At 70.3% G+C, this 26,334-nt stretch carries 28 protein-coding genes; 15 read left to right on the forward strand and 13 right to left on the reverse strand.

Annotated elements, in window-relative coordinates; all coding sequences use genetic code 11:
* Positions 1-10: 10 nt before the first annotated feature.
* Both OG226_RS42880 and OG226_RS42885 read right to left on the reverse strand, forming a co-directional pair.
* The gene (locus tag OG226_RS42880; protein ID WP_329352113.1) at positions 11-1,378 is read right to left on the reverse strand and encodes a nucleobase:cation symporter-2 family protein; all 1,368 of its coding nucleotides are present in this window, start codon (positions 1,376-1,378) and stop codon (positions 11-13) included.
* A 136-nt stretch (positions 1,379-1,514) separates the two neighbouring features.
* Positions 1,515-2,861: an FAD-dependent oxidoreductase gene (locus tag OG226_RS42885; protein WP_329352114.1), complete on the reverse strand. Its 1,347-nt coding sequence runs from the start codon at positions 2,859-2,861 to the stop codon at positions 1,515-1,517.
* 227 nt (positions 2,862-3,088) lie between these two features.
* Between OG226_RS42885 and OG226_RS42890 the strand changes: the two genes are divergently transcribed.
* On the forward strand, positions 3,089-3,562 hold the full coding sequence (locus tag OG226_RS42890; RefSeq protein WP_329352115.1) for a DUF6214 family protein: 474 nt from the start codon (positions 3,089-3,091) through the stop codon (positions 3,560-3,562).
* A gap of 9 nt (positions 3,563-3,571) precedes the next feature.
* On the opposite strand, the gene OG226_RS42895 is transcribed toward OG226_RS42890, so the two are convergent.
* Positions 3,572-4,306 carry a TetR/AcrR family transcriptional regulator gene (locus OG226_RS42895; RefSeq protein WP_328684963.1) on the reverse strand — a complete coding sequence of 245 codons (735 nt, stop codon included), beginning with the start codon at positions 4,304-4,306 and terminating at the stop codon, positions 3,572-3,574.
* Between the two features lie 262 nt (positions 4,307-4,568).
* On the opposite strand from OG226_RS42895, the gene OG226_RS42900 reads away from it, so the two are divergent.
* Complete coding sequence (locus OG226_RS42900) at positions 4,569-4,817, forward strand: DUF2630 family protein (protein WP_033278377.1); 249 nt, start codon at positions 4,569-4,571, stop codon at positions 4,815-4,817.
* A gap of 64 nt (positions 4,818-4,881) precedes the next feature.
* Here the strand turns inward: OG226_RS42900 and OG226_RS42905 are convergent, their stop codons facing one another.
* From OG226_RS42905 to OG226_RS42925, 5 genes are all read right to left on the reverse strand, one after another.
* Positions 4,882-5,583 (reverse strand): Clp protease N-terminal domain-containing protein, encoded by a 702-nt coding sequence (locus tag OG226_RS42905; protein ID WP_329352116.1) that lies wholly within the window; start codon positions 5,581-5,583, stop codon positions 4,882-4,884.
* 126 nt (positions 5,584-5,709) lie between these two features.
* A complete protein-coding gene (locus tag OG226_RS42910) occupies positions 5,710-6,429 on the reverse strand; it encodes an HAD family hydrolase (protein WP_329352117.1) in 720 nt (239 codons plus the stop codon).
* Positions 6,430-6,552: 123 nt separating this feature from the next.
* Positions 6,553-7,212, reverse strand: coding sequence for a phosphatase PAP2 family protein (locus OG226_RS42915; RefSeq protein WP_329352118.1), 660 nt, complete (start codon positions 7,210-7,212; stop codon positions 6,553-6,555).
* 83 nt (positions 7,213-7,295) lie between these two features.
* Positions 7,296-8,231 carry a M56 family metallopeptidase gene (locus OG226_RS42920; RefSeq protein ID WP_328684967.1) on the reverse strand — a complete coding sequence of 312 codons (936 nt, stop codon included), beginning with the start codon at positions 8,229-8,231 and terminating at the stop codon, positions 7,296-7,298.
* Between the two features lie 94 nt (positions 8,232-8,325).
* Positions 8,326-8,895, reverse strand: a complete 570-nt coding sequence (locus tag OG226_RS42925; protein WP_443066953.1) for a DUF5134 domain-containing protein — start codon at positions 8,893-8,895, stop codon at positions 8,326-8,328.
* Between the two features lie 189 nt (positions 8,896-9,084).
* Between OG226_RS42925 and OG226_RS42930 the strand changes: the two genes are divergently transcribed.
* The 3 genes from OG226_RS42930 to OG226_RS42940 all read left to right on the forward strand — a co-directional run bounded on the left by OG226_RS42930 (position 9,085) and on the right by OG226_RS42940 (position 14,037).
* Positions 9,085-10,773: an FUSC family protein gene (locus OG226_RS42930; protein WP_329352119.1), complete on the forward strand. Its 1,689-nt coding sequence runs from the start codon at positions 9,085-9,087 to the stop codon at positions 10,771-10,773.
* A complete protein-coding gene (locus OG226_RS42935; protein WP_443044877.1) occupies positions 10,770-11,342 on the forward strand; it encodes a MarR family winged helix-turn-helix transcriptional regulator in 573 nt (190 codons plus the stop codon). The genes OG226_RS42930 and OG226_RS42935 overlap by 4 nt, the downstream gene beginning before the upstream one ends.
* Before the next feature lie 118 nt (positions 11,343-11,460).
* The gene (locus tag OG226_RS42940) at positions 11,461-14,037 is read left to right on the forward strand and encodes a cellulosome protein (protein ID WP_329352120.1); all 2,577 of its coding nucleotides are present in this window, start codon (positions 11,461-11,463) and stop codon (positions 14,035-14,037) included.
* 22 nt (positions 14,038-14,059) lie between these two features.
* On the opposite strand, the gene OG226_RS42945 is transcribed toward OG226_RS42940, so the two are convergent.
* Together OG226_RS42945 and OG226_RS42950 are read right to left on the reverse strand one after the other, a co-directional pair.
* Positions 14,060-14,827: a VOC family protein gene (locus tag OG226_RS42945; protein WP_329352121.1), complete on the reverse strand. Its 768-nt coding sequence runs from the start codon at positions 14,825-14,827 to the stop codon at positions 14,060-14,062.
* 98 nt (positions 14,828-14,925) lie between these two features.
* Positions 14,926-15,318, reverse strand: a complete 393-nt coding sequence (locus OG226_RS42950) for a VOC family protein (protein ID WP_328684971.1) — start codon at positions 15,316-15,318, stop codon at positions 14,926-14,928.
* Between the two features lie 76 nt (positions 15,319-15,394).
* Here OG226_RS42950 and OG226_RS42955 point away from each other — a divergent pair, with 76 nt between their 5' ends.
* A complete protein-coding gene (locus OG226_RS42955; RefSeq protein ID WP_328684972.1) occupies positions 15,395-15,934 on the forward strand; it encodes a GNAT family N-acetyltransferase in 540 nt (179 codons plus the stop codon).
* A 21-nt stretch (positions 15,935-15,955) separates the two neighbouring features.
* Here the strand turns inward: OG226_RS42955 and OG226_RS42960 are convergent, their stop codons facing one another.
* Entirely contained in the window at positions 15,956-16,639 is a 684-nt protein-coding gene (locus OG226_RS42960) for a glycerophosphodiester phosphodiesterase (protein WP_328684973.1), read from the reverse strand.
* A 415-nt stretch (positions 16,640-17,054) separates the two neighbouring features.
* Between OG226_RS42960 and OG226_RS42965 the strand changes: the two genes are divergently transcribed.
* The 5 genes from OG226_RS42965 (at position 17,055) to OG226_RS42985 (ending at position 21,680) form a co-directional block, all read left to right on the forward strand.
* Positions 17,055-18,452 carry a DUF6421 family protein gene (locus OG226_RS42965; protein ID WP_328684974.1) on the forward strand — a complete coding sequence of 466 codons (1,398 nt, stop codon included), beginning with the start codon at positions 17,055-17,057 and terminating at the stop codon, positions 18,450-18,452.
* Between the two features lie 38 nt (positions 18,453-18,490).
* Positions 18,491-19,237, forward strand: coding sequence for an SDR family oxidoreductase (locus OG226_RS42970; protein ID WP_329353693.1), 747 nt, complete (start codon positions 18,491-18,493; stop codon positions 19,235-19,237).
* A complete protein-coding gene (locus OG226_RS42975; protein WP_328684975.1) occupies positions 19,234-20,304 on the forward strand; it encodes a threonine aldolase family protein in 1,071 nt (356 codons plus the stop codon). The genes OG226_RS42970 and OG226_RS42975 overlap by 4 nt, the downstream gene beginning before the upstream one ends.
* A gap of 102 nt (positions 20,305-20,406) precedes the next feature.
* Positions 20,407-20,979, forward strand: coding sequence for a transglutaminase-like domain-containing protein (locus OG226_RS42980; RefSeq protein ID WP_328684976.1), 573 nt, complete (start codon positions 20,407-20,409; stop codon positions 20,977-20,979).
* Positions 20,980-20,987: 8 nt separating this feature from the next.
* Positions 20,988-21,680 (forward strand): B3/B4 domain-containing protein, encoded by a 693-nt coding sequence (locus OG226_RS42985; protein WP_329352122.1) that lies wholly within the window; start codon positions 20,988-20,990, stop codon positions 21,678-21,680.
* 4 nt (positions 21,681-21,684) lie between these two features.
* Here the strand turns inward: OG226_RS42985 and OG226_RS42990 are convergent, their stop codons facing one another.
* Complete coding sequence (locus OG226_RS42990; protein ID WP_329352123.1) at positions 21,685-22,413, reverse strand: lysophospholipid acyltransferase family protein; 729 nt, start codon at positions 22,411-22,413, stop codon at positions 21,685-21,687.
* Positions 22,414-22,599: 186 nt separating this feature from the next.
* Positions 22,600-23,016 (reverse strand): DUF4395 domain-containing protein, encoded by a 417-nt coding sequence (locus OG226_RS42995; RefSeq protein ID WP_328684979.1) that lies wholly within the window; start codon positions 23,014-23,016, stop codon positions 22,600-22,602.
* A 75-nt stretch (positions 23,017-23,091) separates the two neighbouring features.
* Between OG226_RS42995 and OG226_RS43000 the strand changes: the two genes are divergently transcribed.
* The 4 genes from OG226_RS43000 (at position 23,092) to OG226_RS43015 (ending at position 26,305) form a co-directional block, all read left to right on the forward strand.
* The gene (locus tag OG226_RS43000) at positions 23,092-23,505 is read left to right on the forward strand and encodes a TlpA family protein disulfide reductase (protein ID WP_329352124.1); all 414 of its coding nucleotides are present in this window, start codon (positions 23,092-23,094) and stop codon (positions 23,503-23,505) included.
* Positions 23,506-23,725: 220 nt separating this feature from the next.
* Positions 23,726-24,241 (forward strand): flavin reductase family protein, encoded by a 516-nt coding sequence (locus tag OG226_RS43005; RefSeq protein WP_329352125.1) that lies wholly within the window; start codon positions 23,726-23,728, stop codon positions 24,239-24,241.
* Between the two features lie 242 nt (positions 24,242-24,483).
* Positions 24,484-25,272: an electron transfer flavoprotein subunit beta/FixA family protein gene (locus OG226_RS43010; RefSeq protein WP_026178662.1), complete on the forward strand. Its 789-nt coding sequence runs from the start codon at positions 24,484-24,486 to the stop codon at positions 25,270-25,272.
* Between the two features lie 70 nt (positions 25,273-25,342).
* Positions 25,343-26,305, forward strand: a complete 963-nt coding sequence (locus OG226_RS43015; RefSeq protein ID WP_329352126.1) for an electron transfer flavoprotein subunit alpha/FixB family protein — start codon at positions 25,343-25,345, stop codon at positions 26,303-26,305.
* Positions 26,306-26,334: the final 29 nt, after the last annotated feature.

Below are 26,334 nucleotides of genomic sequence, written 5' to 3' on the forward strand. Positions count from 1 at the left end.
CGGACGGACCCTAGACGACCGGCTCCTCCGCGACAGCGCCGACGGGAGCCGCGGTGCTGGTGGCCGCCGAACTCCCCTTCGCCGGAAGGTGGTTGAAAAGCAGGTTCAGCACGATCGCCGTCAGGCAGCCCGCGCTGATGCCGCTGTTCATCACCGTCTGGAACCAGTCCGGGAACTGCGCGTAGATCGTCGGCACCCCGACCGGGAGCACGCCCACGGCCACCGAGACGGCGACGACCGTGAGGTTGTGGTTGTCCTTGAAGTCGACCTGGGTCAGGGTGCGCAGACCGCTCGCGGCGACCGTGCCGAACATGACCAGACCCGCGCCGCCGAGCACCGGCGCCGGTATCGCCGCGACGACCGCGCCCAGTTTGGGCAGCAGGCCGAGGACGACGAGGATGCCACCGGCGACCGCGACGACCCAGCGGCTGCGGACCCGGGTCATGCCGACGAGGCCGACGTTCTGGGCGTACGCCGTGTACGGGAAGGTGTTGAAGATGCCGCCGAGGACGGTGGACAGGCCATCGGCGCGCAGCCCGTCGGCGAGCGAACGTGGCTCGATCTTGCGGTCGGTCATCTCGCCGACCGCGATCAGGTCACCGGTCGTCTCGGTCATCGTCACCAGCGCCACCACCAGCATCGACACGATCGCCGAGGCGTGGAAGGTAGGCCTACCGAAGTGGAACGGGGTGCTGATGCCGACCCAGTCGGCGTCCCCGACCCCGCTGAAGTCCGTGAACCCGAACACCACCGCGGCCACCAGCCCCACGGCCATGCCGATCAGCACCGCGATCCGGCTCAGGAACGCCGGCGCGAACCGCTGCACACCGAGGACGACCGCGAGCACGAACGCGGCGAGCGCGATGTTCTTGGGCTCACCAAAGTCCTTCGCACCCTGCCCGCCGGCCGCCCAGTTGCCCGCCGCCGGCAGCAGCGACAGACCGATGATCAGGATCACCGTGCCGGTGACCAGCGGCGGGAAGAAGCGCAGCAGCCTGCCGAAGACGGGGGCCAGGAGCGCGATGGCGAGGCCGGCGATGATCACGGAGCCGTAGATCGCGGGCAGTCCGCCGCCCGTCGTACCGATCAGCACCATCGGCGACACCGCGGCGAACGTGCAGCCCTGCATGATCGGCAGCCGTACGCCGAACCGCCAGAAACCTATGCACTGGATGAGGGTGGCTATCCCGCACACCAGCAGGTCCGCGGTGATCAGATACGCCAGGTCGGCGGCCGACAGCTTCATCGCCCCGCCCACGATCAGCGGCACCGCGACCGCGCCCGCGTACATCGCGAGCACGTGCTGGAGTCCGAAGGCGGCCAGTTGCCGGACGGGTGGAACCTCGTCGACGGGATGCACGGGTGTGGTCGTGGCCATGGGCACTCCTGAGCGGCGGAGAGGGGAGGAATGTGCGAACAGTTCGAGACCGTAGGCGCCTTGAACAGTTTGTTGATTTCTGGGTTGTTGCCGCCATGTGTCTTGCCCAGCTGCTATGTGCGCGCCCCACATACCGCTAGGTGTGCGTCCCGCGTACCGCCGCCAGCAGGGCGTCCCAGTCCGGCAGTTTGACCACACCACCCCGCCCGAGCGAGGCCCCCAACTCCGCCTCGGCCCGCTCGATGGCCTCCCACCCGCCCCACTCGACCGGCTCGATCCCCTCCGCGCGCAGCACGGCGAGGGGATCTTCGGAGAGCTCCTTCGCTACGACCGTGGAGGCGTCCGCGAGCAGTGACGTCACCGTCTCCTTGGCGTCCGGGCGGTTGGTGCCGATGACGCCGGTCGGGCCCCGCTTGATCCAGCCGGCCACGTACTCGCCGGGCACGGTCCGCCCTTCGCGTACGACACGGCCTGCCCGGTGCGGCACGGTGCCGAGCTCCGTGTCGAACGGCAGCCCGTCCAGCGGCACCCCGCGATAACCCACCGAGCGCAGCACCAACTGCGCCTCGATCTCCTCGAATCGACCCGTGCCGACCACTCCGCCCCGCCCGTCCGGCGCGGTGCGTTCGAAGCGGACCGAGCCCACGCGCCCCGTCTCGGCCAGGAGTTGGACGGGACGGAGGAAGAAGCGGAGGTGGATACGGCGTGGGGCGCCCCGGGGCGGGAGTGCGGACCAGTTGCGCAGTGCCTCCACGTTGCGGCGCTGGGCGCCGGGCAGGGCGGAGGGGTCGAGACAGCCCGGGTCGAGCGCCAACTCGGCCGGATCCACGGTCACTTCGGTGTCCGGGAGGCCGCCCAGTTCACGCAGCTCCTTGGTGGTGAAGCGGGCCTGCGAGGGGCCGCGTCGGCCGACCATGTGGACGTCCGTGATCCCGCTCGCCGCCAGTGCGGCGAGCGCAGCCTGCGGGATGTCGGTACGGCTCAACTCGGCCGCGCCGCGCGCGAGCATCCGCGTGACGTCCACCGCGACGTTGCCCACGCCGATGACCACGGCCGAGCGTGCGCCGAGCACGAAACCGTCGGCCGTGGAGTCCGGGTGGGCGCTGTACCAGGACACGAACTCGGTCGCCGACCAGCTTCCCGGCAGCTCCTCGCCGGGAATCCCCAGGTGGCGGTCGGTGGCGGCACCGACGCAGTACACGACCGCGTCGTACAACTCCCGCAGCCGGGCGGCGGACGGCCCGCCCGGTCCCACGAGCACCCCGCCGAGGAACCGCACCCGCCCGTGCTCCAGGACCGCCCGCAGATTGTTCTGCAGCGACTTGATCTTCTCGTGGTCCGGTGCCACGCCGTAGCGCACCAGACCGTACGGGCACGGCAGCCGGTCCAGGACGTCGACCAGCACCCCGGGCTCCAACTGGACCAGACTCTGGGCGGTGTAGACCCCGCTCGGCCCGGAACCGACGACGGCGACACGCAGCACGGCGGAACTCCTCACCCGTCAGGCACACAGGAGAACGCACTTTCGCCAGACCACTGACGCGTCCAGGATCGCACCGCCGGTGCTCCGCTGACAGGGTGCCGAACGCACCCGTACGCGCTGGGGGCGCGCGTGTCCGTTCGTATGGAATGTGATCATGCGGTTACGTTGCGTATGTGCTAGAAGCATCCTTCGTTAATCTTTCTGATCGCTCTCCGTCGGACGGGGCGGTGTCCGTGTGGCCCGCGTGGGAAGTGCAGGAGCACGACGGCGCCACCTCGTGGTTCCATGTCCGGCTCGCCTTTCCCGACGGCGCCCGGGTCGACGCGCTCGCCGTGGTGTGCGAGCAGACCGTCTCCGTCGAGGACGTACGGGCCCAACCTGCCCTGTCCCTCGACGACTTGACGGTGCTGGCCGACTGGCTTGAGGGGCCGCTCTTCGAGGCGTGCGGTGTGGAGCCGGCTCCTGTGGAGGGGGAGGAGTGGGCGGAGTCGGGCGGAGCGCGCCGGGCGCGGCCGGCCTGGCCGCGTGGCATCGAGGGGCGATGGCAGATCGCCCAGGAGTACCGGGCCGCGCAGGAGGAGGGAGCTGATCCCGTCCTCGCGGTGATGTGCGCGACGGGACACAGTCGGCGCCGGTCTCTCCGGCTCATCTCGCAGGCGCGGGACGCGGGGTTTTTGACGCCCCGTCATGCTCGGCGCTGAGTGGGGTAGTTACGCGTCGGAGGGCTTGGTCGGCCGGTCGTCGGCCGAACTCCCGGGCGTGGGTGGGGAAATGGGCGGGAGCGTGGACCTGTCGTCCGTCGCGAAGAACCGTGAGAGGTCCGGGTCGGGCGCCGCTCCGGCCCGCGCGGCGGACTCCGGCGGTATCCCCAACTCCCAGTCGAGTCCGTACCGTTGGAACAACTCGGTGCGCAGCACCGGGATCGACATCGGCACCCCGGGCACGAGCGCCGAGTAGACCGCGCCCATGAGCAGCGCGCGCAGCATCGGGTAGTCGGAGGGGACGTTCCCCGAGCCGTACCGCGCGATCGTCTGCCCGAGCAGTTCGGACAGGCGCCGCTGCTCCGGGCACTGCACGAAGCCCTCGCCCTGGAGGAGTCCGGCCATGTGCTGGCGCATCAGCACGGGCCGGTCGTGCGCGAGGCCCAGAATCGCGTCGATGGCCCGCGCCATCCGCTCCCGCCCGTCGTCGGTCCGGGGCTCGCGCTCCAGGGCCTCCTCCAGCGTGCGGTGCATCAGACGGTGCACGGCGGACTGCACGAGCTGGCGCTTTCCGGGGAAGTAGTACGAGACCAGGCCGCGCGCCGAACCGGCCCGGTCCGCGATGTCGCCCAAGGTCGTGGCCTCGTAGCCGTGCTCGCTGACCAGCTCCACGGCCGCGTGCAGGAGCCGTTCCCGGGAACGCCTGCGCAACTCTTCATTGACCGATGCGCTTCGCGGGGACATGCTGTAACTCCTGCGTTGACTGGCTATCAGCCAACTATACTCAGGACGTCCGGGTCTCCCGTCGAGGGGGCCTGGCGCATGCTGCCGTCCGTCTGGGGCGACGCGGGGGATCGTCTCAGGCGGGCGGCTCCTTTTCACCCCAATGGTTTCCTTGGGCGACTTTTGAACCGGCGTCCGGCGCCGCCTTCTCGCACATCTGTCGCACGGCACGTGATCCGTCCCTAGAGTGGGCACGGGTGTCGAGCCGAGGAGGCGCACGGGCATGGAGCAGGACCAGCAGATCTTCGCGCGGATCAACGAGATGGTCGACGACGAGCGCAAGCTCCGGGAGGCCGTCGCGTCCGGCGCGATCGACAGCGCCACGGAGCATCAGCGCCTCGGGCAGCTGGAACGCGAACTCGACCAGTGCTGGGACCTGTTGCGCCAGCGCCGCGCGAAGGTGGAGTTCGGGGAGAACCCGGACGAGGCGCGGGTGCGGCCGGAGTCCGAGGTGGAGGGGTATCAGGGGTGACGTGAGATGACGGGTGAGGTGGTCGCGGCGGCCCGGTGCTCCGTGGCCACAGGGCGTTTCGTCGCTAATTGCCGCGCGCGGCAAGCCTGTTGGCGATCTCGGCCCTGACCGTCTCGTGCAGTTCGTCCGAGGTGAAGCCGAGGCCGCGCAGGATCTGCGCGGCCGGGCTCTCCTCGACACGGATCAGGCCGAGCAGCGCGTGTTCCGTGCCGACCCAGTCGTGGCCGAGGTCGGCGGACGCGCGGCGGGCCTGCCCGATGGCCTCCTTGCTCTCCGGCCGGAACGCGATGTGACCCCGCAGCATCTTCTCGCCGGCCGGCGGCAGTGCTTCCTCGATCGCGGCGCGGACGCGCTGCTCCGACTCGGTCTTCGCCACCAGCACCTCGTACGCCAGGCCCCGCGGTTCGCCGAGCAGGCCGAGCAGGAGGTGTTCGGTGCCGATGGAGTCGTGCCGGTGCGTTCGGGCGGCCTCCTGTGCGAGCACGATGCTGTGCCGGTTCAGGTTGGTGTACCGCTCGAAGGGTCCGGGTGTGTGGCGTTGCTGGGCGGCCTGCTTGGACACCCCGATGGCGTCGCCGATCTCGGTCCACGACGCGCCGACCTGCTTGGCCTTGCTGACGTAGTGGTCGATGAGCTGGTCACCGAGGTCGGACAGGGTCTGGGCCCGCAGTCGCGCTTCGCTGACGCGGGCCAGTTCGTCGGTGTCGGGGAGCTCCTCGTCGAGACGGGCGATCAGATCGGCGAGGCTGATGTCGAGTGGGCTCATGCGTCAACTTTAAATTGACGATCCCTCATCGTCAACCTGTAATTGACGATTGTTCCGGGTGCCCCCGCGCACTGATCCGGGTGTCCCCGCGTACTGATTCGAGGGTGCTCGCGCGTACTGACTGGGTCAGCCCCGAAGCCCGCCCTGCTCCCGCCCTTGTCCGACCAGTTCGAGCACTGGTCGCAGACCGTCCGGCCGCTCCGTCACCAACCGGTGGTCCACGAAGTGCACCCCGCACCCGAGCGCCGCCGCCCCGCCGTCCGCCCGCCGGTCGTCGCCGACCATCAGCACGCCCTTCGGGTCGACGCCGAGGGCCTCGCAGGCGACGGTGAACAGCCGTGGGTCCGGCTTCTGAATGCCGTGTTCGTACGACAGGACGTACGCGTCCACATACGGGTCGAGCCCGTGCTCGCGAAACACCGGCCGCAGATCCCAGCCGATGTTGCTGACCACACCCACGCCGATCCCGCGCTCGTGCAGGGTCCGCAGCACGTCCTCCGTGTCCGGGTACGGCGTCCACGCGGCCGGCGTCATGTGCCGGTCGTACAGCGCGTCGTGCAACGCCGGTTCGGGGAGCGGGACTTGGCGCGAGACGCCGGTGTACGCGGCCCGGTGCAGCGCGGAACTCTCGTCCCGGATCGCCCACACCTCCGCGAACTCCTCGGGCAACCGCTCCGGTTGCGCCCCACCCGGCATCGCCCCCGCCGCCTCCAGTGCCCGCGCCGCCTCGACCAACTCCGGTTCCGGCAAGGCGATTCCGGTCTCACGCAACACGGCACGCAACCAGGACTCGGTGGACTCGATACGGAAGAGGGTCCCGGAGAAGTCGAAGAGGACGGCATTCATGCGGTGATCTTACGCAGCGACATTCCATGCGGCGGGGCGGCCGACACCGGCCTGGTCGATTGCCTGTGCGCCCAGCGCGTCGGCGCCCCCGGCACGCGTCACATGCTCACTGAGGCGCGGCGTTCAGATCCCCGGCCGCGCTGACCCCCACCGTTCGTACACCCCCACAGCCCCCACCACCACGAACGCCCCCAGCATCCACCCGCCCACCACATCCGACGGCCAGTGCACGCCCAGCCACACACGGGTGAGTCCCACACCCGTAACGGAGATCACGGCCAAGATCATGGCCGTACGCCATACAGCGCGTCCGGTCCCGTAGTCGTGGAGCAGCCACAGCAGCAGGCCGCAGACCACCGTGGCGGTCATGGCGTGGCCCGAGGGGAAGGCGGCGTAGTGGGCCGAGTCGACGGGGTCGGGCCATACCGGGCGGGGGCGGTCGACCAGTGCCTTCAGGGTCTGTTGGAACAGGGTGCCCAGCGCACATGTGGCCGCCAGCCATAGCGCCGTCCACCATGCCGAACGGCGCCACACCAGCCACACCATGGCGGCCGCACACACGAGGCGCAGGGTCAGCGGGTCCCAGACCCAGTCCGTCAGGATGCGGAACGTATGTGTCAGGCCGTGGTCCGCGACCGCCCGGCGATGCGTGGTCCGGGCGATCCGCTCGTCGACGTCGATCAGTGGACGCCACTTCACCGCGACGAGCGTAAGGAGCAGGGCGGAGCACAGGGCGAGGGTGATGCCGGTCAGTCGGAGCGTCGGGCGGGGCGGGTAGCGCATGGAACGATCCTCGCCGACTACGCGGTGGGCGGAGCCAACCGCGCCGGGGGAGCACATCCCCGTCGGCTCCTCCCCTGTTCTCCTCAGCCCAGCGCCCGCAACCCCGGCACGAACGCCACCAGTACCGGAACCACCGGCACCAGTGCCGCCGTCGCGGTCCAGCCCAGGCGGCGCATCACGGTGAGGCGGTCCGGGGGAGTGAGGAGCCGGTTCACCCGGTGCGGGACATGGGCGTGCGGAGTGGGGCACGGGCCGAACACCCCGCGGTCCTCGTTGAGTTCGACCAGGGCGAGGGCGGTCGTGAGACGGCCGAAACGGCGGGAGGCCATGTCGTCGGCGGCGAGTTCGACCAGCCGGTGCATCTCGTCCCGGAACGCGGCGAACACCGGCACCTGAGGAAACCCGTTCGCGAGCGCGCCCGAGCAGTGCAGCAACCAGTCGTGCCGGGCCTGCGCGTGCCCCTGCTCGTGCGCGAGCAGCGAGTCCAGTTGCCGCCCCTTGAGGCGTCTCAACGCAGCGGTGGTGATGACCAGTTGGGGCGCGGCGCCGGCCATCCACCACGCGTCCGGCCGCTCTCCCTCCAGGATGACCAGCGGCTCGGCACCAGGCTCCTCGCCGGGCAACACCGGTGCGCGCACGAGGAGTTCGGCCCGACGCAGCCGACGTCGCGCCCGGGCCCGTACGACCTCACGGACCAACATCGCCGCGGTCCACGCACCACCGCACGCGAGGGTCACCGCGGTTGTCGCGGCCCAAGGCCCGGTCGTCACAAGGGGATAGGCGTCCACGACCGCGTGCGGGGCGTTGGCGAACACGTGCCCGCGCACCGCCTGCCACGCGGCGGCGGCGCTGAGCGTCATCGACAGGGCGCAGCACAGGAGTACGGCCGCCACCACGCACTGCCACACCCACAGCGCGAGCACCGGTTCATGGTCCGGCCAGGCGGCCCGGGCGAGCAGCCGTGGGGCGACAACGGCGGCCAAGGCGCCGAGCAGCAACAGTGCCGCGGGGACCATCATGGGAGCACCCTATGAGCGCCGCGGTGATCAGGGGTACGGCTTGTCACGGCAAAGTGACGCAGACCACGATCTCGTACCACCGCACCGGTCCCGCCTAGAGCGTCAGCAGCATCGCGACCATGCCGATCCCCATCGACAGCCGGCATGCCCGCGCCAGCTCCGGCCGGTCGCCCCAACCGACGCTCCCGCCACCGCCCCCCGTGCCGGTGACCGCTCCGGCGACGGGTACCAGCCGGACGCCCGACAGCAGCACGTATCCCACGAAGTAGAGGAGCAACGCGCCTGTCACGAGCGGGACTCCGGAGTCGCCGTGCTCGTGGTGGTGCACGGGCGAGGCGGCCATCGCGAGCGCCATGTAGACCATGGCCGCGGTGCCCAGCAGGTGGTGCACGTGGTGCGGGCTCCTGCGCGCCGACCACAGGGCACGCAGCGCCGCCGCGCCGAACACCGCCGCGTAGGCGGGCCACGCCCAGGAGGGTGGTGTGAACACCGCGGCGGGTACGGCCATCGCCGCCATGCCGAAGCCCATCAGCGCCTCGCCGCCCGCGGCCCGGCGCTGCTCCTCGACGGGGCTGCGCATCCGCAGCAGGCAGTAGGCCCCGGTCGCCGCGCACAGCGCGACCAACAGCCAGCCGGGCGAAGCCGGTCCACCATGCACGCGCATCCCCCGTTCCGCCCCGGATATCGCTCTCCGTCGACGTTCGGTCACAGGATGCCCGTGCCGCACGGGGCGCAATCAAGCGCAACGGTGTACACGGGGAGCACTCGACGGAGCGCGGCAGGTCAGTGGCGCCCCGCACGCGTGCTCGACAGAACTCTTTCACGAGTAAAACACCTGCTAAACTTGTTTCCCATGAGCAGTGCGACCCCCGCCCCCACCCCGCGCGTCCGACGTCTCCCGCTCACCGGCGTGCTGCGCCTCGGCCGGCCGTCCGACATCTGGTTCAAGCCCGCGCTCAGCGCGGTCGCCTCGGTCGCCCCGCCCAACCTGACGCTGCTGGCCCTCGGCCGCCTCGACCTGGCGATGTACACGATGGCCGGCTCCTTGTGCGCGCTCTACGCCCACAACAAGCCGTACGCCGCCCGGGCCCGCGCCCTGCTCTGGGTGGTGCTCGGCATGATCGCCGGCCTGGCCGTCGCGCTCGTCACGGCTTCCCTCACCACCAACGCCGTCGTGCTGGTCACGGTCGGCGCCGCCCTGGCCGCCGTACAGAAGGGGCTGTGCGACGCGACCCGGATCGGCCCGCCCGGCAACGTGGTCCTCACCTTCATCAGCTCCGCCTCGCTCTTCGCCCCGCAGACGCTCGGCCAGGTCCCCGGCCACCTCGCGCTGGCCGCCGCCGCGGGCGCCTGGGCATGGCTCGTCGGCATGGCCCCCGCGCTCGCCCGCCCCTACGGCCCGGAGCGCCGCGCCACCGCCCAGGCGCTGAACGCCACCGCGACGTACGCCGCCGCACACGGCACCGGAGACGGTGACGCACGCGCGCGTGCCGCCGCAGCGGCCGCCGTCCACGCCGCCTGGCAGTCCCTCCTCGCCACCGGCACCCGCACCCCACCTCGACGCGCTCTCGAACGCCTCCTCGTCCGTGCCGAGGTCGCCCTCGCCGCGCCCGCCGACGCCGACCCGGAGCGGCTGCGCACCTGGGCCCGCGAACTGCGCGGCAGGGGACCGGTCCCGCAGACCGACGTCCCGGAAGGCGCCGTAGACGAACTACTCGGAGTGGACGCCGAACTGGCCGCCCCCGTAAGCCCGTTGTGGACCAGGCTCGGTCCTCCGGCCCCCCTCGTGCTGCGTACGGCGCTCGGCTGTGCGCTCGCCGGATACGTGTCCCTCGCCCTCGGTGTCGGCCGCCCCTACTGGGCGCTCGTCACCGCTGCGTCCCTCTACCAGGCCAACATCACGCTCACCTGGGGACGGGGCGTGCAGCGGGTCGTCGGCAACCTCGCCGGGGTGCTCGTCTTCGCCGTAGTCGCCCCGCTCGCCCACGCTCACCCGGCGGCCCTCGTTCTCTGCTGCCTCGCCTTCAACTTCGGGGCCGAGGCGCTGATCGGCCGCAACTACTGGCTCGGCAGCGTGTGTGTGACCCCGATGGCGCTGCTCATCACGGAGTTCGCGCGGACGCAGCAGCCCGGGGAGCTGATCGCCGAGCGGGTCGTCGACACCCTTGTCGGCGCGCTGGTCGGCCTCGTCGCCGCGGCCGTCGTCACCAACCGGCGCGCGACCGACCGCATCGAGGAGGCGCTGAGCGCGGTGGAACGGGCCCGGGAACGGGCCGCGCGACGGCTGGCCGAGCAGGCTCCCGCGCGCGGGAGCCTGGATTCCGCGCACCGCGCGCTCGCCGCCGCGCTCGTCGAACTCCGGGCCACCGTCGATGCCGCGTCGGGCGAGTGGTGGCAGCGCGCCCTGCCGCAGGAGCGGGTCGTGCTCGCCGAACAGTCCGGACACCGTACGCTCGCCGCGACGGTACGACGCCGGGAGTCGCACTCCTGGCCGACCGGGGATCGGCGCACGGGCGGAAAGACGGAGGGCGTACGGGGATGACGGCAATGAATGGACGGCCGGTTGACGGGCACGACGCGGCCCGCCCGACCCCTGCGAGTGCGACCCGGCGCGACACCGTCGCCGCCGTCGTCGGGCAGTGGCAGGCCGTGCACCCCGACCTCGACACCGGCCCGATGGAGATCATCGGCCGGATCAACCGGTGCGCCGCCCTGCTTCAGCAGGCCGAGGACGCGCCGCTGCGCCGGGCCGGGCTCAGCCGCCCCGAGTTCGACCTGCTCGGCGCGCTCCGCCGTACCGGGCACGAGTTGACGCCGAGCGAGCTGACCCGGGAGACCTTCTCCTCGGGCGCCGCCGTCACCAAGCGCCTCAAGCTGCTGACCGAACGCGGGCTGGTCGAGCGCCGCGGCGACACCCGGGACCGGCGCGTCGCCCACGTCCGCCTCACGGACACCGGCCGCGACCTCGTGGACGCGATCCTGCCCGAGCAGCTCGCCTACGAGACGACCGTGCTCGCCGGCCTGGACACCCCCGGACAGGGCGAACTCGCCTCCCTGCTCGGCGAGTTGCTGGCCCAGCTGGAAGGCCGACTGGGCATGCTGCGGGTCTGAGCCGCCGCACGCGGGCGCCGACGGACCGTTGACGCGAGTCGCGTGATCTCCCTACGTTCGATCAAGCCGGTTCGGGACGCCGACTGACGTACGACATGTCGAACAAGGGATTGATGCCGTGGCAGCCGCAGCCTCCACCCCCGAGACGCTCACCGTCGACCTCGGCACCGACACGGGCCCCTTCCACGGAGGCGCGAGCGGCACGCTCTACGGCCTGTACGGCGACGGCGTCCCCAGCCGCAACGCCGTCGAGGGCATGTACGTCCGCACGGTCTCCACCAAGGCCCAGGACGGCACCCAGCACCCGGGCGCCGACGCCCTGGAGATCCTGCGCCCCTTCGTCGAGGCGGGCGGCCAGGACGTCTACGTCTACATGACCGACGTCTACCGCGGCTTCCCCTACGAGTGGCCCGGCGACACCGGAGCCGAACGCCTCGCCGACTTCACGACCCGCGTCCGCCGCCAGGTCGACCAGGTGCTGACGCTCGGCGCGTACAAGTCCCATGTCGTGTACGTCCCGTTCAACGAGCCCGAGGGCAACATGTTCGGCACGGGGGAATGGAGCTACGACCAGGTCTCCTGGCGCACCGAACCGGGCCCCTACTTCACCGCCTGGCGGGACATCCACCGCCTCATCAGGGAACTCGACCCGGGCGCCCGCATCGCCGGCCCCAACACCTGCCTCCTGTACGACGAGATCAGGGGCTTCCTGGAGTTCGCCAAGGCCGAGGGCGTACTGCCCGACGTCATCACCTGGCACGAGCTGTCCTCGCCCGACGAGATCCGCACGAGCGTCGCCAAGTACCGTGCGCTGGAACGGGAGTTGGGGATCGGCCCGCTCCCCGTCAACCTCAACGAGTACGCCCACAACTACCACTTGTCCGTCCCGGGCCAGATGGTCCAGTGGATCGCCGCGATCGAGGAGTCCAAGGTCGACGCCGACATGGCGTACTGGAACATCGACGGCAACCTCAACGACTCGGTCGTGGAGGCCAACAAGGGGAACGGCCAGTGGTGGTTGTTCAACGCCTACGGGCAGTTCACGGGACACACCGTGCAGGTCACGGCACCCCACCCCAACGCCCAGTACACGCTCCAGGGCGTCGCCGCGCTCGACCGCGCCAAGCGGCAGGCGCGCGTGCTGCTCGGCGGCGCGGGCGGCTCCGCGGACGTCGTCTTCGAGCACGTCGACCCCGAAGTCTTCGGTACGACCGTCCACGTGCGGCTCCTTGAGATCCCCTGGACCGGCCAAATCGGCGCCTCCGCGCAACCGTTGAGGCTCGCCGACCACGAACTCCCCGTCGTGGAAGGCGAAGTGACGCTGCGTCTGACCGACCTGGAGGCGATGTCGGCGTACCAGGTGATCCTGTCCCCGGGCGGCAACGGAGCCGTAGCGCTGCCGCCTTCGGTCGGCCGGCGGCGCTCGTACCAGGCGGAGGACGCGGCCTACATCGGTGACGGCCACTCGCTGAACGGGCCCGAGGGGTCACCGTCCGACGTCGACAAGTTCGCGGGCTCGACCGGCTACCACGTGGGCGGACTCCGCACCGGTTCCGACGGCGTGCTCGTCTTCTCCGTGGAGGTCCCGCGGGACGGGACGTACGACGTGAGTGTCTTCGCCAACTCGTACAACCTGGCCGACGCGGTGCGGGAGCAGGGGCCCACCAATGTCTTCCTCCGGGTCGACGGCGGGCATCCGCAGGAACTCCGGATGCCGCTCGGCTACAAGTGGGCGGTGTGGGGCCACACCGACACCCGGGTCGAACTGACCGCCGGCGCGCACACGATCACCCTCGCCGCGCAGGACCACGACCTCGGCGTCACGCGGGGCGACGCGGTCGTCGACCGGCTCGACCTCGCCCTGCGCGACGACCAGGTGACCGCGCCCGCGCTGTACGACGCGGAGTTCGCGGTGCTGGGTGGTGGGGCTCGCGTCGATTACGGGCGGGTCGGAGCGTCGGGCCCCGGTGTCGCCGTACTGCCCCGGGGTGGCACCGCCACCTTCTGGGTGCACGCGGCGGAGGACGGGGAGGCGGCTGTGACCGTCGATCGAATCGGCTCCGGGGAGGGCGAGTTGACGGTCAACGGGGAGAACGTGGGAATTGTTCAACGATCCCCTGTTCCCCTGTTCCTCGCGTCGGGCATCAACAAGGTCACCGTCACCGCCACTTCGGACCAACTAGTCCTGGACCGCCTCCAAGTAGGCCCTTCCCAGGACCTCCTCCCCACCTCGACGCACCCGGCCGAGGCAGGCACCACGACCGGCAGCGCCCGGGTCACCGGCGCCCACACGTTCGCCACGGGCGGCAAGGCGGTCGACGGCATCGGCGGCGGCCCCGCGAACGCGCTCGCGCTCACCGTGACGGCGGAGCGGGCCGGCCGCCACGCGCTGACGATCCGCTACTCCAACGGCGAGCAGGCACCGGCCACCCACTACAACCCGGACCCGGTCTGCCGCCACGCCGATATCTCGATCAACGGGTCGGCCCCACAACGTGTGTTGTTCCCGACCACCTTCCACTTCAACAACTTCCACGACCTCTCCGTCCCCGTCACCCTCGCCGAGGGCACCAACACCCTCACCTTCACGGCGGACGAACTCCCGGACCACGACGGCCACTCCAGGAACCAGTACGGCCAACGATCCGCGTACGCACCGGTGATCGACACGGTGACGGTGACGCGACTGGCCTGAGGACGGGACGCGGGTGGGTGGCTCAGTGCTCCTCGTCGCCCGCCGCGTACACCCCGAACATCGCCCCCTGCGGATCCCGCAGCACCGCGATCCGCCGCACGTCGGCGATGGACGTGGGCTCCATGAGGGCCGTGCCGCCCGCTTCCGTAGCCGTTGCGGCGGTGGCGTCGACGTCGGCCACCGAGAAGTACGGCAGCCAGTGCGGCGGCACCTCCGGCGGGAACTTCGCGTCCATCGTCATCATGCCGCCGAAGTCGGCGCCGTCGATGCCCCATTGCGGGTAGTGCGCCGAGGGGCGGACGGTCCAGCCGAACACGGTCGTGTAGAAACTTTCGGCCCGCTCGGGCGCCCGTGTCAGCAGTTCCACCCAGCCCAGCGCGCCGGGCGCGTTGAACAGCCCGGCACCCGGGAAGGTCCGCGCCTGCCACATCTGGAACGCGGCGCCGCCCGGGTCGAGGGCGACCGCGAAGCGGCCGATGTCGAACACGTCGATCGGCTCCATCAGCAGGGTTCCGCCCGCGGCCCGTACCTGCTCCGCCGTGGCGTCGGAGTCCGCGACCGCGAACGACACGTTCCACGCCACCGGCTGCGACTCCTGGAACAGCGGTGTCAGCGCGGCGACCGCCGCGTCCCCGATGTGCGCGACCGTGTAACCGCCCGCCTCCGGCCGGGGATCGGTCTCCGGGCGCCAGCCGAACACGTCGGAGTAGAACCGCTTGGCCGCCTCCAGATCACTGGTCCCGAGTTCGGTCCAGCAGGGCCCGCCGGTCACCGGCCTGTCGAGCTTCATGGCGTTCCTTCCCGCGGAAAGCTCCCCTCCCAGCACGCTAAGCCCGGGCCGCGACCCCGGCCATCCGGCACGGAGAGGGCGCCGCAGCCGTCGTAGACCTACATCCCCGGGCGGTACCTGAGGGGATGGTCGGCCGGCACCTCCACCAGCACGATGCGTGTCCCGTCCGGATCCGCGGTCCACATCTCCACCAGGCCCCAGGGTTCCCGTACCGGAGGCCTTGCGATCTCGACCCCCTTCGCCCGCAGCTCCTCGTGCGCGGCCCCCGCGTCCGCGACCTGTAGCCACAGCTGTACGGCGGGGGAGGGCGGGGTGTCGGAGCGGCCCGAGACCTCCAGGAAGCCGCCGCCGAGGAAATAGACGGTTCCGCGCTCTACGCCCGTGCCGAATTCCCGGTAGACGGGCAGGCCCAGTCGTTCGCCGTAGAAGGCGCGGGAACGTTCGGGATCGGTCGGGCGCAGCAGGATGCGGCTGCTCAGTACGTGCACCATGCGGCCGGAGCCTAGTCTCCGGGGCCGCGTTACTCTCGTCTCTGCCTGAGCCGCGCCTTGATCGGAGTTGTGCACCATGGACACCGCCGCCACCGGACTGACCTTCCGCGACGCCACCGACGCCGATGCGGACGCCCTGGTCGTGTTGATCGAGTCGGCCTACCGGGGGGACGACAGCCGGGCGGGCTGGACCACGGAGGCGGACATCCTCGAAGGGCAGCGGACCGATCCCGACGGTGTGCTGGCGGTCATCAAGTCGCCCGACAGCCGGCTGCTCGTCGTCGAGCGCGAGGGCCGGGTGGTCGCCTGCTGCCAGCTCGAACACCGGGGCGCGCACGCCTACTTCGGGATGTTCGCCGTCAGCCCGCAGCTCCAGGGCGCCGGTCTCGGCAAGGTGATCATCGCGGAGGCGGAGCGCACGGTCCGGGAGACCTGGGGCGTGCGGGAGATGCACATGACCGTGATCTCCGTACGGAACGACCTCATCGCCTGGTACGAGCGCCGCGGCTATCGCCGTACGGGCCGGATGACCCCGTTCCCGTACGGCGACGAGCGGTTCGGCATTCCGCAGCGCGACGACCTGCAGTTCGAGCTGCTGGTCAAGGAACTCGCTTAGTTCTCACGGCCGTTCGGCCCGCTATGCCGTGAAGCGGCCCGTGCGTTTGATCTCCGGGTAGTCGGTCGTCGCGCCGTCCAGCCCCAGGGCCCGTACGAGCCGCAGCTGGTCCTGTGTGTTCACCACCCAGCCGATGATCTTCAGGTCCGCCTTGCGGGCCGCCTCGACGACCTCCAGGGTCAGCCGGCGGATGTTGAGGCAGACCGTCTCGGCACCGGCCTCGGTGGCGCGTTCCACCACGTCGGGGCCGAAGCGGCTGGCGATCAGCGCGGTCCGTACGCCGGGCACCAGGCGGGCGATCTCGGCGATCGCCTCGTCGTGGAACGAGGACACCTCGACCCGCTCGACCAGGTTCCGCCGGTGCATGACCTCGGCCAGCGCCCGCGCCGCCGCCAGGTCCTTGATCTCGGCCTGGACCGGCGACCTGACCGCGTCCAGTACCTCTTCGAAGACCGGCACGCGCTCGCCGCGGCCCGCGTCCAGGGTGCGCAGCTCACCGAGGGTCCGCTCGGCGATCGGGCCGGTCCCGTCGGTCGTACGGTCCACGTCGGCGTCGTGCATGACGACGAGGGCGCCGTCCCTGCTCAGATGCAGATCGAGTTCGATGACATCGAGGCCGGCCTGCTCGGCGGCGACGAAGGAACGGAGAGTGTTCTCGGGTTCGAGACCCATGACTCCGCGGTGACCGATGGTGAGGAAGTTCAAGGTTCAACTCGCTTCCGTCGCGGCGGCTCGGCACGCGCGCGCGGGCGCGGCCGGACACCGGCGTCCACGCGGCAGAGCCGCAGCCTAACGGCCGGGCCCGGCGATGTACCCGCGCTTACGCGGGGGATTGGGGGCGACGGCCGGGGTGTACCTGGAGCGCACTTCGCGGCGCCGTCACTCGGCCGTGGGCGAGTCCGGCGGCCGTTGACCGAAACCGGCCCCCGGTGACCCTTCGTGGCAGGCGCCGGCCCGCCTACCCCGCCACGGCGGAAGTAATCGCCTTCTTTGTGTCCGGCAGGAAAAAGAGCGGTGACGGATGGGGGGTGCAGGATAATTTGCGGAGCCTTGCCTTGCTAGGAGAAACCCCGAACGCATACGGTGTCCATACGCGAGGTTCTCCCGTGGAGGATGGGACATGACGGAAATTCTTGTGCAGGTGGGTTTTGAGGAGCGGCTTCCTCCCGTGACCAGGGTGGTGGAGCATCCGGCATGGCCCGTGCTCAAGGACGCCGTGGAGCGGATCCGGCCATGGCAGTCGAAGGACGGCTCGATCGACTTCGACGCCGAGGGCGCCCCGGGCTGCGCGGAGGCCGAGTCCGCCGTGCGCCGCGTGACGGGCGCCGTCGAGGAGCTCTCCCCGCTGGTCCCGCACGACGCCGCGTACCACGCGGCGCTCGTCAGGGATCTGGGGCAGTGGGCCGACGACGGCTTCCAGGTGCCCGACTTCCTGGACTCGCTGCTGGCCTTCCAGCCCGCCGTGAACCGCCGGGACGGACTCCAGCACCTGGTCCTCTTCCCGATGTACACGCAGAACGGCAACCCGGACCGCAACCTCGAAGCGGTCGTCCTGCGCATGGTCTGGCCCGACTGGCTGGCCGAGCTGGAGGCGACCCGCTACGACAACCCGCTGTTCTGCGGCATCACCTTCGAGGACTTCACCTCCGGCTACGACACCAACTCGGCGGTGCTCTTCCCGGAGACCATCGCCGTACGGCAGGCGCCGGAACGGTTCTCCTGGGGCGGCATCTTCTGCGACCGCGAGGCCGCCCGCTTCCGCCGGGTGACCGAGGCCGCCGTCGACATCCTGGGCATGCGACTGCCCGAGGACGTCGCCACGATGGTCGACGACCAGAAGCGCTGCGAAGAGGCCTTCGTGCTCTGGGACATGGTCCACGACCGCACCCACAGCCACGGCGACCTGCCCTTCGACCCGTTCATGATCAAGCAGCGCCAGCCGTTCTGGATGTACGGCCTCGAAGAACTGCGCTGCGACCTCACCGCCTTCAAGGAGGCCGTGAAGCTGGAGGCCGATGGCGTCCCGCAGGCTCGTGACGTGCAGTACGCGGTCCTCTGCGACCGCATGTTCCGCTTCCCGGTCACCGGCGAGCGCGTCCGCAACTACGACGGGCTCGGCGGCCAGCTCCTCTTCGCCTACCTGCACAAGCACGACGTCGTCCGCTGGACCGACAACAAGCTGCACATCGACTGGCAGCGCGCCCCCGAGGTCACCAACCAGCTGTGCGCCGAGATCGAGGACCTCTACCGCGCGGGCATCGACCGCCCCAAGTTGGTGCACTGGTTCAAGGCCTACGAGCTGGTCGCGACCTACCTCTCGCCGCACCCGGGCTCCCGCTGGGCCAAGGGCCCGGACGCCCTCGACCTGAGCCTGCCGCCGCGGAAACTCGTGGATGACGTGCTTCCGGACGAGTTTCCGCTGAGCATGTTCTATGAGGCACTCTCCAAGAAGCTCAAGAACGTGATCGCGTCGACCCGGGGCATCACGGCGGAGAACGCCGAGCGGATCGCCGCGTGAGCGACCGTACGACCGAAGTGGCTCAGGAGGCGAGGACCATGGGGAACGGGGCGCTCAACGGCGCGGTGATCGCGGTGGCCGGAGCGGGCGGGCCCGCGGGCCGGGCCGTGCTGCTGCGGCTGGCCGAGGCCGGCGCGACCGTCGTCGGCGCGGACGCGCATCCCGAACGCCTGGCGGAGGCCGTGGACGCGGCCCGCTACGCGCACGGCGGCGCCACCGTCGTGGGAGACACCGTCGACCTGCTCGACCCGCAGGCGACCCGCGACTGGGCCGAGCACATCGAGAAGGACTTCGGCCGCGTCGACGGCCTGGTCCACCTCGTCGGCGGCTGGCGCGGCAGCGCGTCCTTCACGGACACCGACCTCGCCGACTGGGACCTGCTGGAGAAGCTCCTCATCCGCACGGTCCAGCACACCTCCCTGGCCTTCTACGACGGCCTGGAGCGCAGCGACCGCGGGCGCTATCTGCTGATCAGCGCGGCGGGCGCGAGCAAGCCCACCGCCGGCAACGCGGCGTACTCCGCCTCGAAGGCCGCCGCCGAGGCCTGGACGCTCGCCATGGCCGACGGCTACCGCAAGGCGGGCGGCGAGGACGGGCCCAGCTCCGCGGCCGCCGTGATGGTGGTGAAGGCGCTCGTGCACGACGCGATGCGCGCCGAGCGACCCAACGCGAAGTTCGCGGGCTTCACCGACGTCAAGGACCTCGCCGAGGCCATCGCCGGAGTCTGGGACAAGCCCGCCACCGAAGTGAACGGAAACCGTCTGTGGCTGACCGAGAAGCCGTGAACCCTCCGAAGACCGACGCCCGTCGCCACCACGACCCGGAGATCCGCGGCTTCGCCAGCGACAACTACGCCGGCGCCCACCCCGAGGTGCTCGCCGCCCTCGCCCTCGCCAACGGCGGCCACCAGGTGGCCTACGGCGAGGACGACTACACGGAGAACCTCCAGGGCATCATCCGCAGCCACTTCGGCGCCACGGCGGAGGCCTTCCCGGTCTTCAACGGCACCGGCGCGAACGTCGTCGCCCTCCAAGCGGTCACCGACCGCTGGGGCGCGGTCATCTGCGCCGAGAGCGCCCACATCAACGTCGACGAGGGCGGCGCCCCCGAACGCATGGGCGGCCTGAAACTCCTCACGGTCCCCACCCCCGACGGCAAGCTCACCCCCGAACTGATCGACCAGCAGGCCTACGGCTGGGACGACGAGCACCGCGCGATGCCGCAGGTCGTCTCGATCACCCAGAGCACCGAACTCGGCACCCTCTACACACCCGACGAGATCCGCGCGATCTGCGACCACGCCCACGCCCACGGCATGAAGGTCCACCTCGACGGCTCCCGGATGGCCAACGCGGCGGCCTCACTCGACGTCCCCATGCGGACGTTCACCAACGCGGTCGGCGTCGACATCCTCTCCCTGGGCGGGACGAAGAACGGTGCGATCTTCGGCGAGGCGGTCGTCGTCATCAACCACGACGCCGTCAGCCACATGAAGCACCTGCGCAAGCTGTCCATGCAGCTCGCCTCCAAGATGCGCTTCGTCTCCGTGCAGTTGGAGGCGCTGTTCGCCAAGGACCTGTGGCTGCGCAACGCCCGCCACGCCAACGAGATGGCCCAGCGCCTCGCAGAGGGCGTGCGCGCGGTGCACGGCGTGGAGATCATCTACCCGGTGCAGGCCAACGGCGTCTTCGCCCGCCTCCCGCACGACGTGAGCGAGCGCCTGCAGAAGCGCTTCCGCTTCTACTTCTGGGACGAGGCCGCCGGAGACGTCCGCTGGATGTGCGGTTTCGACACCACCGAGGATGACGTGGACGCGTTCCTGGCCGCGCTCAAGGAGGAGATGGCCCGCTAGGTCTGTCGGCGCGGAGTCGGGTCGTGTTGTGTTGTGCATAGATATGCGGTCACCTGAAAAGTAATTGACTCTCGGGTGATCGCTTTCCTATGCTGTGCGGTCATGGAGCTGATCCAGAACACCCCTGACCTGTCTGCGTACTTGGCTGCTGACGAGGCCATTGATCATGAGCATCCCCTCGTACGGGAGACAGCCGCGCGGCTGGCCAGAAGTGCCGCCGACTCGTATGGCTATGCACGCCTCGCGTTCGAGTTCGTGCGGGACGACATTCCCCACTCGCAGGACTCCGGCGATCCGCGCGTGACCTGGCGGGCCTCCGACGTCCTGGAGCAGGGCACCGGAATCTGCTACGCCAAGGCGCACACGCTGGCCGCGCTGCTGCGGGCCGAGGACATTCCCACGGCGCTCTGCTACCAGAAGTTCGACGTGGTGCACGGGCTGGTCGCCGTGCGGTTCAACGGGGCCTGGCACCGGCAGGATCCGCGAGGCAACAAGCCGGGCGTGGACGCGCGGTTCTCACTCGACGGTGAGCAGTTGGCTTTCGTGCCCGATCCTGAGTTCAATGAGCTGGACTATCCAGACCTGTACGCTGAACCGCACCCGGTCGTGCTGAGCGCCCTCAAGGCCGCCCCCGACCGGTCGCGCCTGTGGCAGACGCTCCCGACCGCACTCTGAGGCAGCCCATGACCCTCACCCTGACCGTGTCCGACGAAGTCCGCGCCCTCGCCCCCGGGTTCACCCACGTGGCGATCGAGGCGACCGGACTGGTCAACGGGCCCAGTACCGAAGCGAGTTCGGCGCTCCTCGACGACGCGGCCCGCCGGCTCGCCGTACGGCTGGACGGGCGGGCGCCGCACGAGGATCCGCACATGGTGGCCTGGCGCGAGGTGTACACGGCGTTCGGGTCGAAGCCGTCGCGCACTCGCAACTCGGCGGAGGCACTGGCCAAGAGGGCGCTCTCGGATGCCGGGCTGCCCCGGATCAATGTGCTGGTCGATCTCTACAACGCCATCAGCGTGGCCCACTTGATCCCCGTGGGCGGTGAGGACACCGACCGCATCCAGGGTGTGATGACCCTCCAACGAGCCGCCGGGGACGAGGAGTTCGTGACCGTCGCGGGCGGCGAGGAGGCCGTCGAGCATCCCGACGCGGGCGAGGTGGTGTGGCGGGACGCGGTCGGCGTCACGTGCCGTCGCTGGAACTGGCGGCAGGGGCCGCGCACCAGGCTCACGGAGGAAACGACCTCCGCCGTCTTCCTGTTGGAGAGTCTGGCGCCGATGCCGGTGGCCGACGTCGAGGCCGCCGGTGCCGAACTGGCCGAGCTGCTGGAGAAGTTCAGCCCCGGGGCGCGGATCACCGTCCACGCCCCGGCGTGACGATTCAGCGAGCCTCGGCCGCCTTGACCTCTTCGGGAGTGGGTGCCGTGCCGCCGAGATGGGCCGGCATCCACCAGGTGTCGTCCGGGCCGTTGGGCCGTACCGGATAGGCGCGTTGGGCGGCTTCGAGGAGTTCCTGGATGCGCTCGCGCAGGCGGCGGGTGATCGCGCCCGCGTACTGGTCCTGAGGAGCCTCCACCGGCTCACCGACCCGGATGGTGATCGGGGTGTGGCTGCGCTTGAAATTCTTCGGGTGACCCTTGGTCCACAGGCGCTGGGTGCCCCACAGCGCCATCGGGATCAGCGGGACGCCGGCCTCCTGGGCCATGCGCGCCGCACCCGACTTGAAACTCTTCAGGGTGAACGACTGGGAGATCGTAGCCTCGGGGAAGACGCCGACGATCTCGCCGGACCGCAGCGACTCCAGTGCGTGCTGGTAGGCCGTCTCGCCCTGCTTGCGGTCCACCGGGATGTGCTTCATGCCGCGCATCAGCGGACCGGAGATCTTGTGCCGGAACACCGACTCCTTCGCCATGAAGCGGACCAGGCGCTTCTGCGGCAGGGTGGCCAGGCCGTCGAAGATGAAGTCCAGGTAGCTGATGTGGTTGCTGACCAGCACGGCGCCGCCCGAGCGCGGAATGTTCTCCGACCCCTTGCAGTCGATCTTGAGGTCCCAGGCCTTGAAGAGCGTTTGGGCGAGACCGATGACGGGGCGGTAGACAAGCTCAGCCATGGACGGGGTGGACCCTTCTCTCTGCCTGGAAGGGGTTCTCCGGGCGGGAAAGCTACGCAGCCGTAGGTTTACGGCATTGCGCAGATCGTGCCCCAAGAACGAACGAGTGGCCAGTCCTCGTGCCGTAGAACGGCGAGATCCTCGTCACGTCGATCGCTTGATCCACCTCGGCCTTTTAAGCGGCCTTTACTGTGCGCGTACCGTCACTCGACGCACGAGCAGGTACATCTCGCACCCCAGGCAGTACCCGAACGCGGCATTGAGGAACGCGGCGGCGAGCGCGGCCCCGGTCGCCGCGAGTCCGAGCCAGTCGGGACCCAGGCCGAAACCGACCAGTCCCACCCCGGCGAAGACCAGACCGACCGCCTGCGCGAACCGCGGCGGCTCCGGGGACTCGAACTCGGTGGGCGGCCCGATGCGGGGCCGTACGGCCTTCCGGAACAGCCAGCCGTACGGCGAACGGCCCACACCGCCCGCCGCGCCCAGCGCGAACGCCAGGGTCTGCCAGGCCAGCAGCCAGAAACTGCCGGTGATCAGCACGACCGCCAGCACTACGGTCGTCAGGGCCGCCCCGAAACGCGGTCCTCTTACGTCGATGTCCATGAATCAAGGATTCCGCAACGGAAAGGATTCGTGGTGCCGGGAATCTTTGCAGTCTCGTGAACGCTGGAGAATTCGATGACCGGACTTGTGGTGTGCGTGGTGGTGCTCGCGGCGGCGAGCGCCTACGGAGTGCTGCATCGGCGGCGGAGCGGGAGAGTACGCGTGCGCGGGCGCGACGGCGGGAAACGGCTCGGCGCCGCCGAGTTGGGCGGCGACCTCGGCGAGAAGGCCACCCTGGTGCAGTTCTCCAGCGCGTTCTGCGCGCCCTGCCGGGCCACGCGCCGGGTGCTGGGCGAGGTGGCGGGCATGGTCCCCGGCGTGAGCCACATCGAGATCGACGCCGAGGACCATCTGGACCTCGTACGGGAACTCGACATCCTGAAGACCCCTACCGTGCTGGTCCTCGACGCCGACGGGCGGGTCGTACGGCGTGCCACCGGCCTCCCCCGCAAGGTGGATGTCATCGCGGCTCTGGGGGAGGCGGTCTGACGGTCGTGACGCCATTGGTGAGGACATCGGTGAGTCATCTCCCATATGTCGGAACGTACTTGACTGTGCGCGCCACCTATCGTCAACCTGACCGTATGCCTTCGGAACTCCTTCTGTACGGGCGGGTGCACGTCGACCTGGCCCGCACCGCGAGCGCGCGCTGTCCGGGCTGTTGAGCAGCCACGGACCCCGCTCGTCCCCTCCGCAGAAGGACACGTCCATGACGGCCACGCCCGACCTCGGCACCCGTACTCCTCAGCACGCCTCTCCCGACCTGCTGCGTTCCGTCTTCCGGCAGCACGCGGCCGGTGTGGCGGTGATCACCGCGCGCGGTGAGAACGGCCCGGTCGGCTTCACCGCCACCTCGCTCAGCTCCGTCTCCGCACAGCCCCCGATGCTGTCCTTCGGGATCAGCACCGGAGCGTCCAGCTGGCCCGCGATATCCGGGGCCGACCATGTCGGCGTGCACGTACTCGGCGAGCACCAGGAGCAGTTGGCCGCCACCTTCGCCCGCAGCGGCGCCGACCGGTTCGGGGCGCCCACCGTCTGGCGCGAGGGTCCCGAGGGTGTCCCGGTCCTCGACGGTGTGCTCGCCTGGCTGGTGTGCAGGGTCGCCGCGCGCGTGCCCGCGGGGGACCACCGCATAGTGCTGGCCGAGGTCGTCCTCGGCGACCACGCGGGCACCGGCCGCCCGCTCCTCTACCACCAGGGACGCTTCAACGGGCTGCGTGACTGAGGCCACTCCGGGTGGGTGACGGGCCACCCTGCGGAAGCGTCGAGTTCCGATTACGCTGCGTTGCACAGGTCACAGTTCAAAGCGCTTGCTTAGCGGGCACCCTTGGGGGAGCGTAGGAGTGCGTACTGGCGAGTAATATTTCGCTCGGAGCACCGGTCGCCCCCACCGGGAACGGCCGTTCAGGGCGCCTATGCTGCCTGGAAGTAGGCAGCCGAAAATGACGATGCAGTAGGAGAGCCGGCGTGAGCTTGAGGATCGTTGTCACTGTGAAGTACGTGCCCGACGCCACTGGCGACCGGCACTTCGCCGATGACCTGACCGTCGACCGGGACGACGTGGACGGTCTGCTCTCCGAGCTCGACGAGTACGCGGTCGAGCAGGCGCTGCAGATCTCCGAGAACTCGGACGACGACGTGGAGATCACCGTCCTGACCGTGGGCCCGGAGGACGCCAAGGACGCCCTGCGCAAGGCGCTGTCCATGGGCGCCGACAAGGCGATCCACGTCGAGGACGACGACCTGCACGGCACCGACGTCATCGGCACCTCCCTGGTGCTGGCCAAGGCGATCGAGAAGGCCGGCTTCGACCTGGTCGTCTCCGGCATGGCCTCCACCGACGGCACCGCCGGTGTGATTCCCGCCCTGCTGGCCGAGCGCCTGGGCGTCCCGCAGGTCACGCTGCTCTCCGAGGTCTCCGTCGAGGACGGCGTCGTCAAGGGCCGCCGTGACGGCGACACCGCCAGCGAGCAGCTGGAGGCCTCCCTGCCGGCCGTCGTGTCGGTCACCGACCAGTCGGGCGAGGCGCGTTACCCGTCCTTCAAGGGCATCATGGCCGCCAAGAAGAAGCCGGTTCAGGCCTGGGACCTCTCCGACCTGGAGATCGACACCGACGAGGTCGGCCTCGAAGGCGCCTGGACCGCCGTCGACTCCGCGGCCCAGCGCCCCGCGCGCACCGCCGGCACGATCGTCAAGGACGAGGGCGAGGGCGGCAAGCAGCTCGCCGAGTTCCTCGCGGGCCAGAAGTTCATCTAAGGCCCCAAGGGCCAAGGCCCGACTCGCTTACCGCCCTTCAGACTTCGCACGCACGCAGGAGACCATTCCCATGGCTGAAGTTCTCGTCTACGTCGACCACGTGGACGGCGCCGTCCGCAAGCCCACCCTGGAGCTGCTGACCCTGGCCCGCCGTATCGGCGAGCCCGTCGCGGTCGCCCTCGGCCCCGGTGCCGAGAACACCGCCGCCGCGCTCGCCGAGCACGGCGCGGTGAAGGTGCTGACGCACGACGCCGCCGAGTACGCCGACTACCTCGTCGTCCCGAAGGTGGACGCCCTGCAGGCAGCCGTCGAGGCCGTCTCCCCGGCCGCCGTCCTGGTGCCGTCCTCGGCCGAGGCCAAGGAGATCGCCGCCCGGCTGGCCGTGCGCATCGGCTCCGGCATCATCACCGACGCCACCGACCTGGAGGCCGGTGACGAGGGTCCTGTGGCCACGCAGTCGGTGTTCGCCGCCTCCTTCACCACCAAGACCCGTGTCTCCAAGGGCATTCCGGTCATCACCGTGAAGCCGAACTCGGCCGCCGTGGAGGCCGCCCCGGCCGCCGGCACCGTCGAGGCCCTCGCCGTCACCTTCTCGGACAAGGCCACCGGCACCAAGGTCACCGCGCGCACCCCGCGCGAGTCGACCGGCCGCCCGGAGCTGACCGAGGCCGCGATCGTCGTCTCCGGCGGCCGCGGTGTGAACGGCGCGGACAACTTCGCGATCATCGAGGCCCTCGCCGACTCCCTCGGCGCGGCCGTCGGCGCCTCGCGTGCCGCCGTCGACGCCGGCTGGTACCCGCACTCCAACCAGGTCGGCCAGACCGGCAAGAGCGTCTCCCCGCAGCTCTACATCGCCAACGGCATCTCCGGCGCTATCCAGCACCGCGCGGGCATGCAGACCTCGAAGACGATCGTGGCCGTCAACAAGGACGCCGAGGCCCCGATCTTCGACCTCGTCGACTACGGCGTGGTCGGCGACCTCTTCGACGTCGTCCCGCAGCTCACCGAAGAGGTCAACTCCCGCAAGGGCTGATGTCTTCGAGGTTCTACGAGGCTCCCGTG

The organism is Streptomyces sp. NBC_01261 (assembly GCF_036226385.1).
In the GTDB taxonomy this organism is placed as follows: Bacteria; Actinomycetota; Actinomycetes; order Streptomycetales; family Streptomycetaceae; genus Streptomyces.

What these genes read in the sequence shown, in the direction of transcription:
- OG226_RS42880 (WP_329352113.1), bottom strand. Translation starts at nt 1,378, where the DNA reads ATGGCCACGACCACACCCGTGCATCCCGTCGACGAGGTTCCACCCGTC.
- OG226_RS42895 (WP_328684963.1), bottom strand. Translation starts at nt 4,306, where the DNA reads ATGTCCCCGCGAAGCGCATCGGTCAATGAAGAGTTGCGCAGGCGTTCC.
- OG226_RS42900 (WP_033278377.1), top strand. Translation starts at nt 4,569, where the DNA reads ATGGAGCAGGACCAGCAGATCTTCGCGCGGATCAACGAGATGGTCGAC.
- OG226_RS42905 (WP_329352116.1), bottom strand. Translation starts at nt 5,583, where the DNA reads ATGAGCCCACTCGACATCAGCCTCGCCGATCTGATCGCCCGTCTCGAC.
- OG226_RS42910 (WP_329352117.1), bottom strand. Translation starts at nt 6,429, where the DNA reads ATGAATGCCGTCCTCTTCGACTTCTCCGGGACCCTCTTCCGTATCGAG.
- OG226_RS42915 (WP_329352118.1), bottom strand. Translation starts at nt 7,212, where the DNA reads ATGCGCTACCCGCCCCGCCCGACGCTCCGACTGACCGGCATCACCCTC.
- OG226_RS42920 (WP_328684967.1), bottom strand. Translation starts at nt 8,231, where the DNA reads ATGATGGTCCCCGCGGCACTGTTGCTGCTCGGCGCCTTGGCCGCCGTT.
- OG226_RS42925 (WP_443066953.1), bottom strand. Translation starts at nt 8,895, where the DNA reads ATGCGCGTGCATGGTGGACCGGCTTCGCCCGGCTGGCTGTTGGTCGCG.
- OG226_RS42930 (WP_329352119.1), top strand. Translation starts at nt 9,085, where the DNA reads ATGAGCAGTGCGACCCCCGCCCCCACCCCGCGCGTCCGACGTCTCCCG.
- OG226_RS42935 (WP_443044877.1), top strand. Translation starts at nt 10,770, where the DNA reads ATGACGGCAATGAATGGACGGCCGGTTGACGGGCACGACGCGGCCCGC.
- OG226_RS42945 (WP_329352121.1), bottom strand. Translation starts at nt 14,827, where the DNA reads ATGAAGCTCGACAGGCCGGTGACCGGCGGGCCCTGCTGGACCGAACTC.
- OG226_RS42950 (WP_328684971.1), bottom strand. Translation starts at nt 15,318, where the DNA reads ATGGTGCACGTACTGAGCAGCCGCATCCTGCTGCGCCCGACCGATCCC.
- OG226_RS42955 (WP_328684972.1), top strand. Translation starts at nt 15,395, where the DNA reads ATGGACACCGCCGCCACCGGACTGACCTTCCGCGACGCCACCGACGCC.
- OG226_RS42965 (WP_328684974.1), top strand. Translation starts at nt 17,055, where the DNA reads ATGACGGAAATTCTTGTGCAGGTGGGTTTTGAGGAGCGGCTTCCTCCC.
- OG226_RS42970 (WP_329353693.1), top strand. Translation starts at nt 18,491, where the DNA reads ATGGGGAACGGGGCGCTCAACGGCGCGGTGATCGCGGTGGCCGGAGCG.
- OG226_RS42980 (WP_328684976.1), top strand. Translation starts at nt 20,407, where the DNA reads ATGGAGCTGATCCAGAACACCCCTGACCTGTCTGCGTACTTGGCTGCT.
- OG226_RS42985 (WP_329352122.1), top strand. Translation starts at nt 20,988, where the DNA reads ATGACCCTCACCCTGACCGTGTCCGACGAAGTCCGCGCCCTCGCCCCC.
- OG226_RS42990 (WP_329352123.1), bottom strand. Translation starts at nt 22,413, where the DNA reads ATGGCTGAGCTTGTCTACCGCCCCGTCATCGGTCTCGCCCAAACGCTC.
- OG226_RS42995 (WP_328684979.1), bottom strand. Translation starts at nt 23,016, where the DNA reads ATGGACATCGACGTAAGAGGACCGCGTTTCGGGGCGGCCCTGACGACC.
- OG226_RS43000 (WP_329352124.1), top strand. Translation starts at nt 23,092, where the DNA reads ATGACCGGACTTGTGGTGTGCGTGGTGGTGCTCGCGGCGGCGAGCGCC.
- OG226_RS43005 (WP_329352125.1), top strand. Translation starts at nt 23,726, where the DNA reads ATGACGGCCACGCCCGACCTCGGCACCCGTACTCCTCAGCACGCCTCT.
- OG226_RS43015 (WP_329352126.1), top strand. Translation starts at nt 25,343, where the DNA reads ATGGCTGAAGTTCTCGTCTACGTCGACCACGTGGACGGCGCCGTCCGC.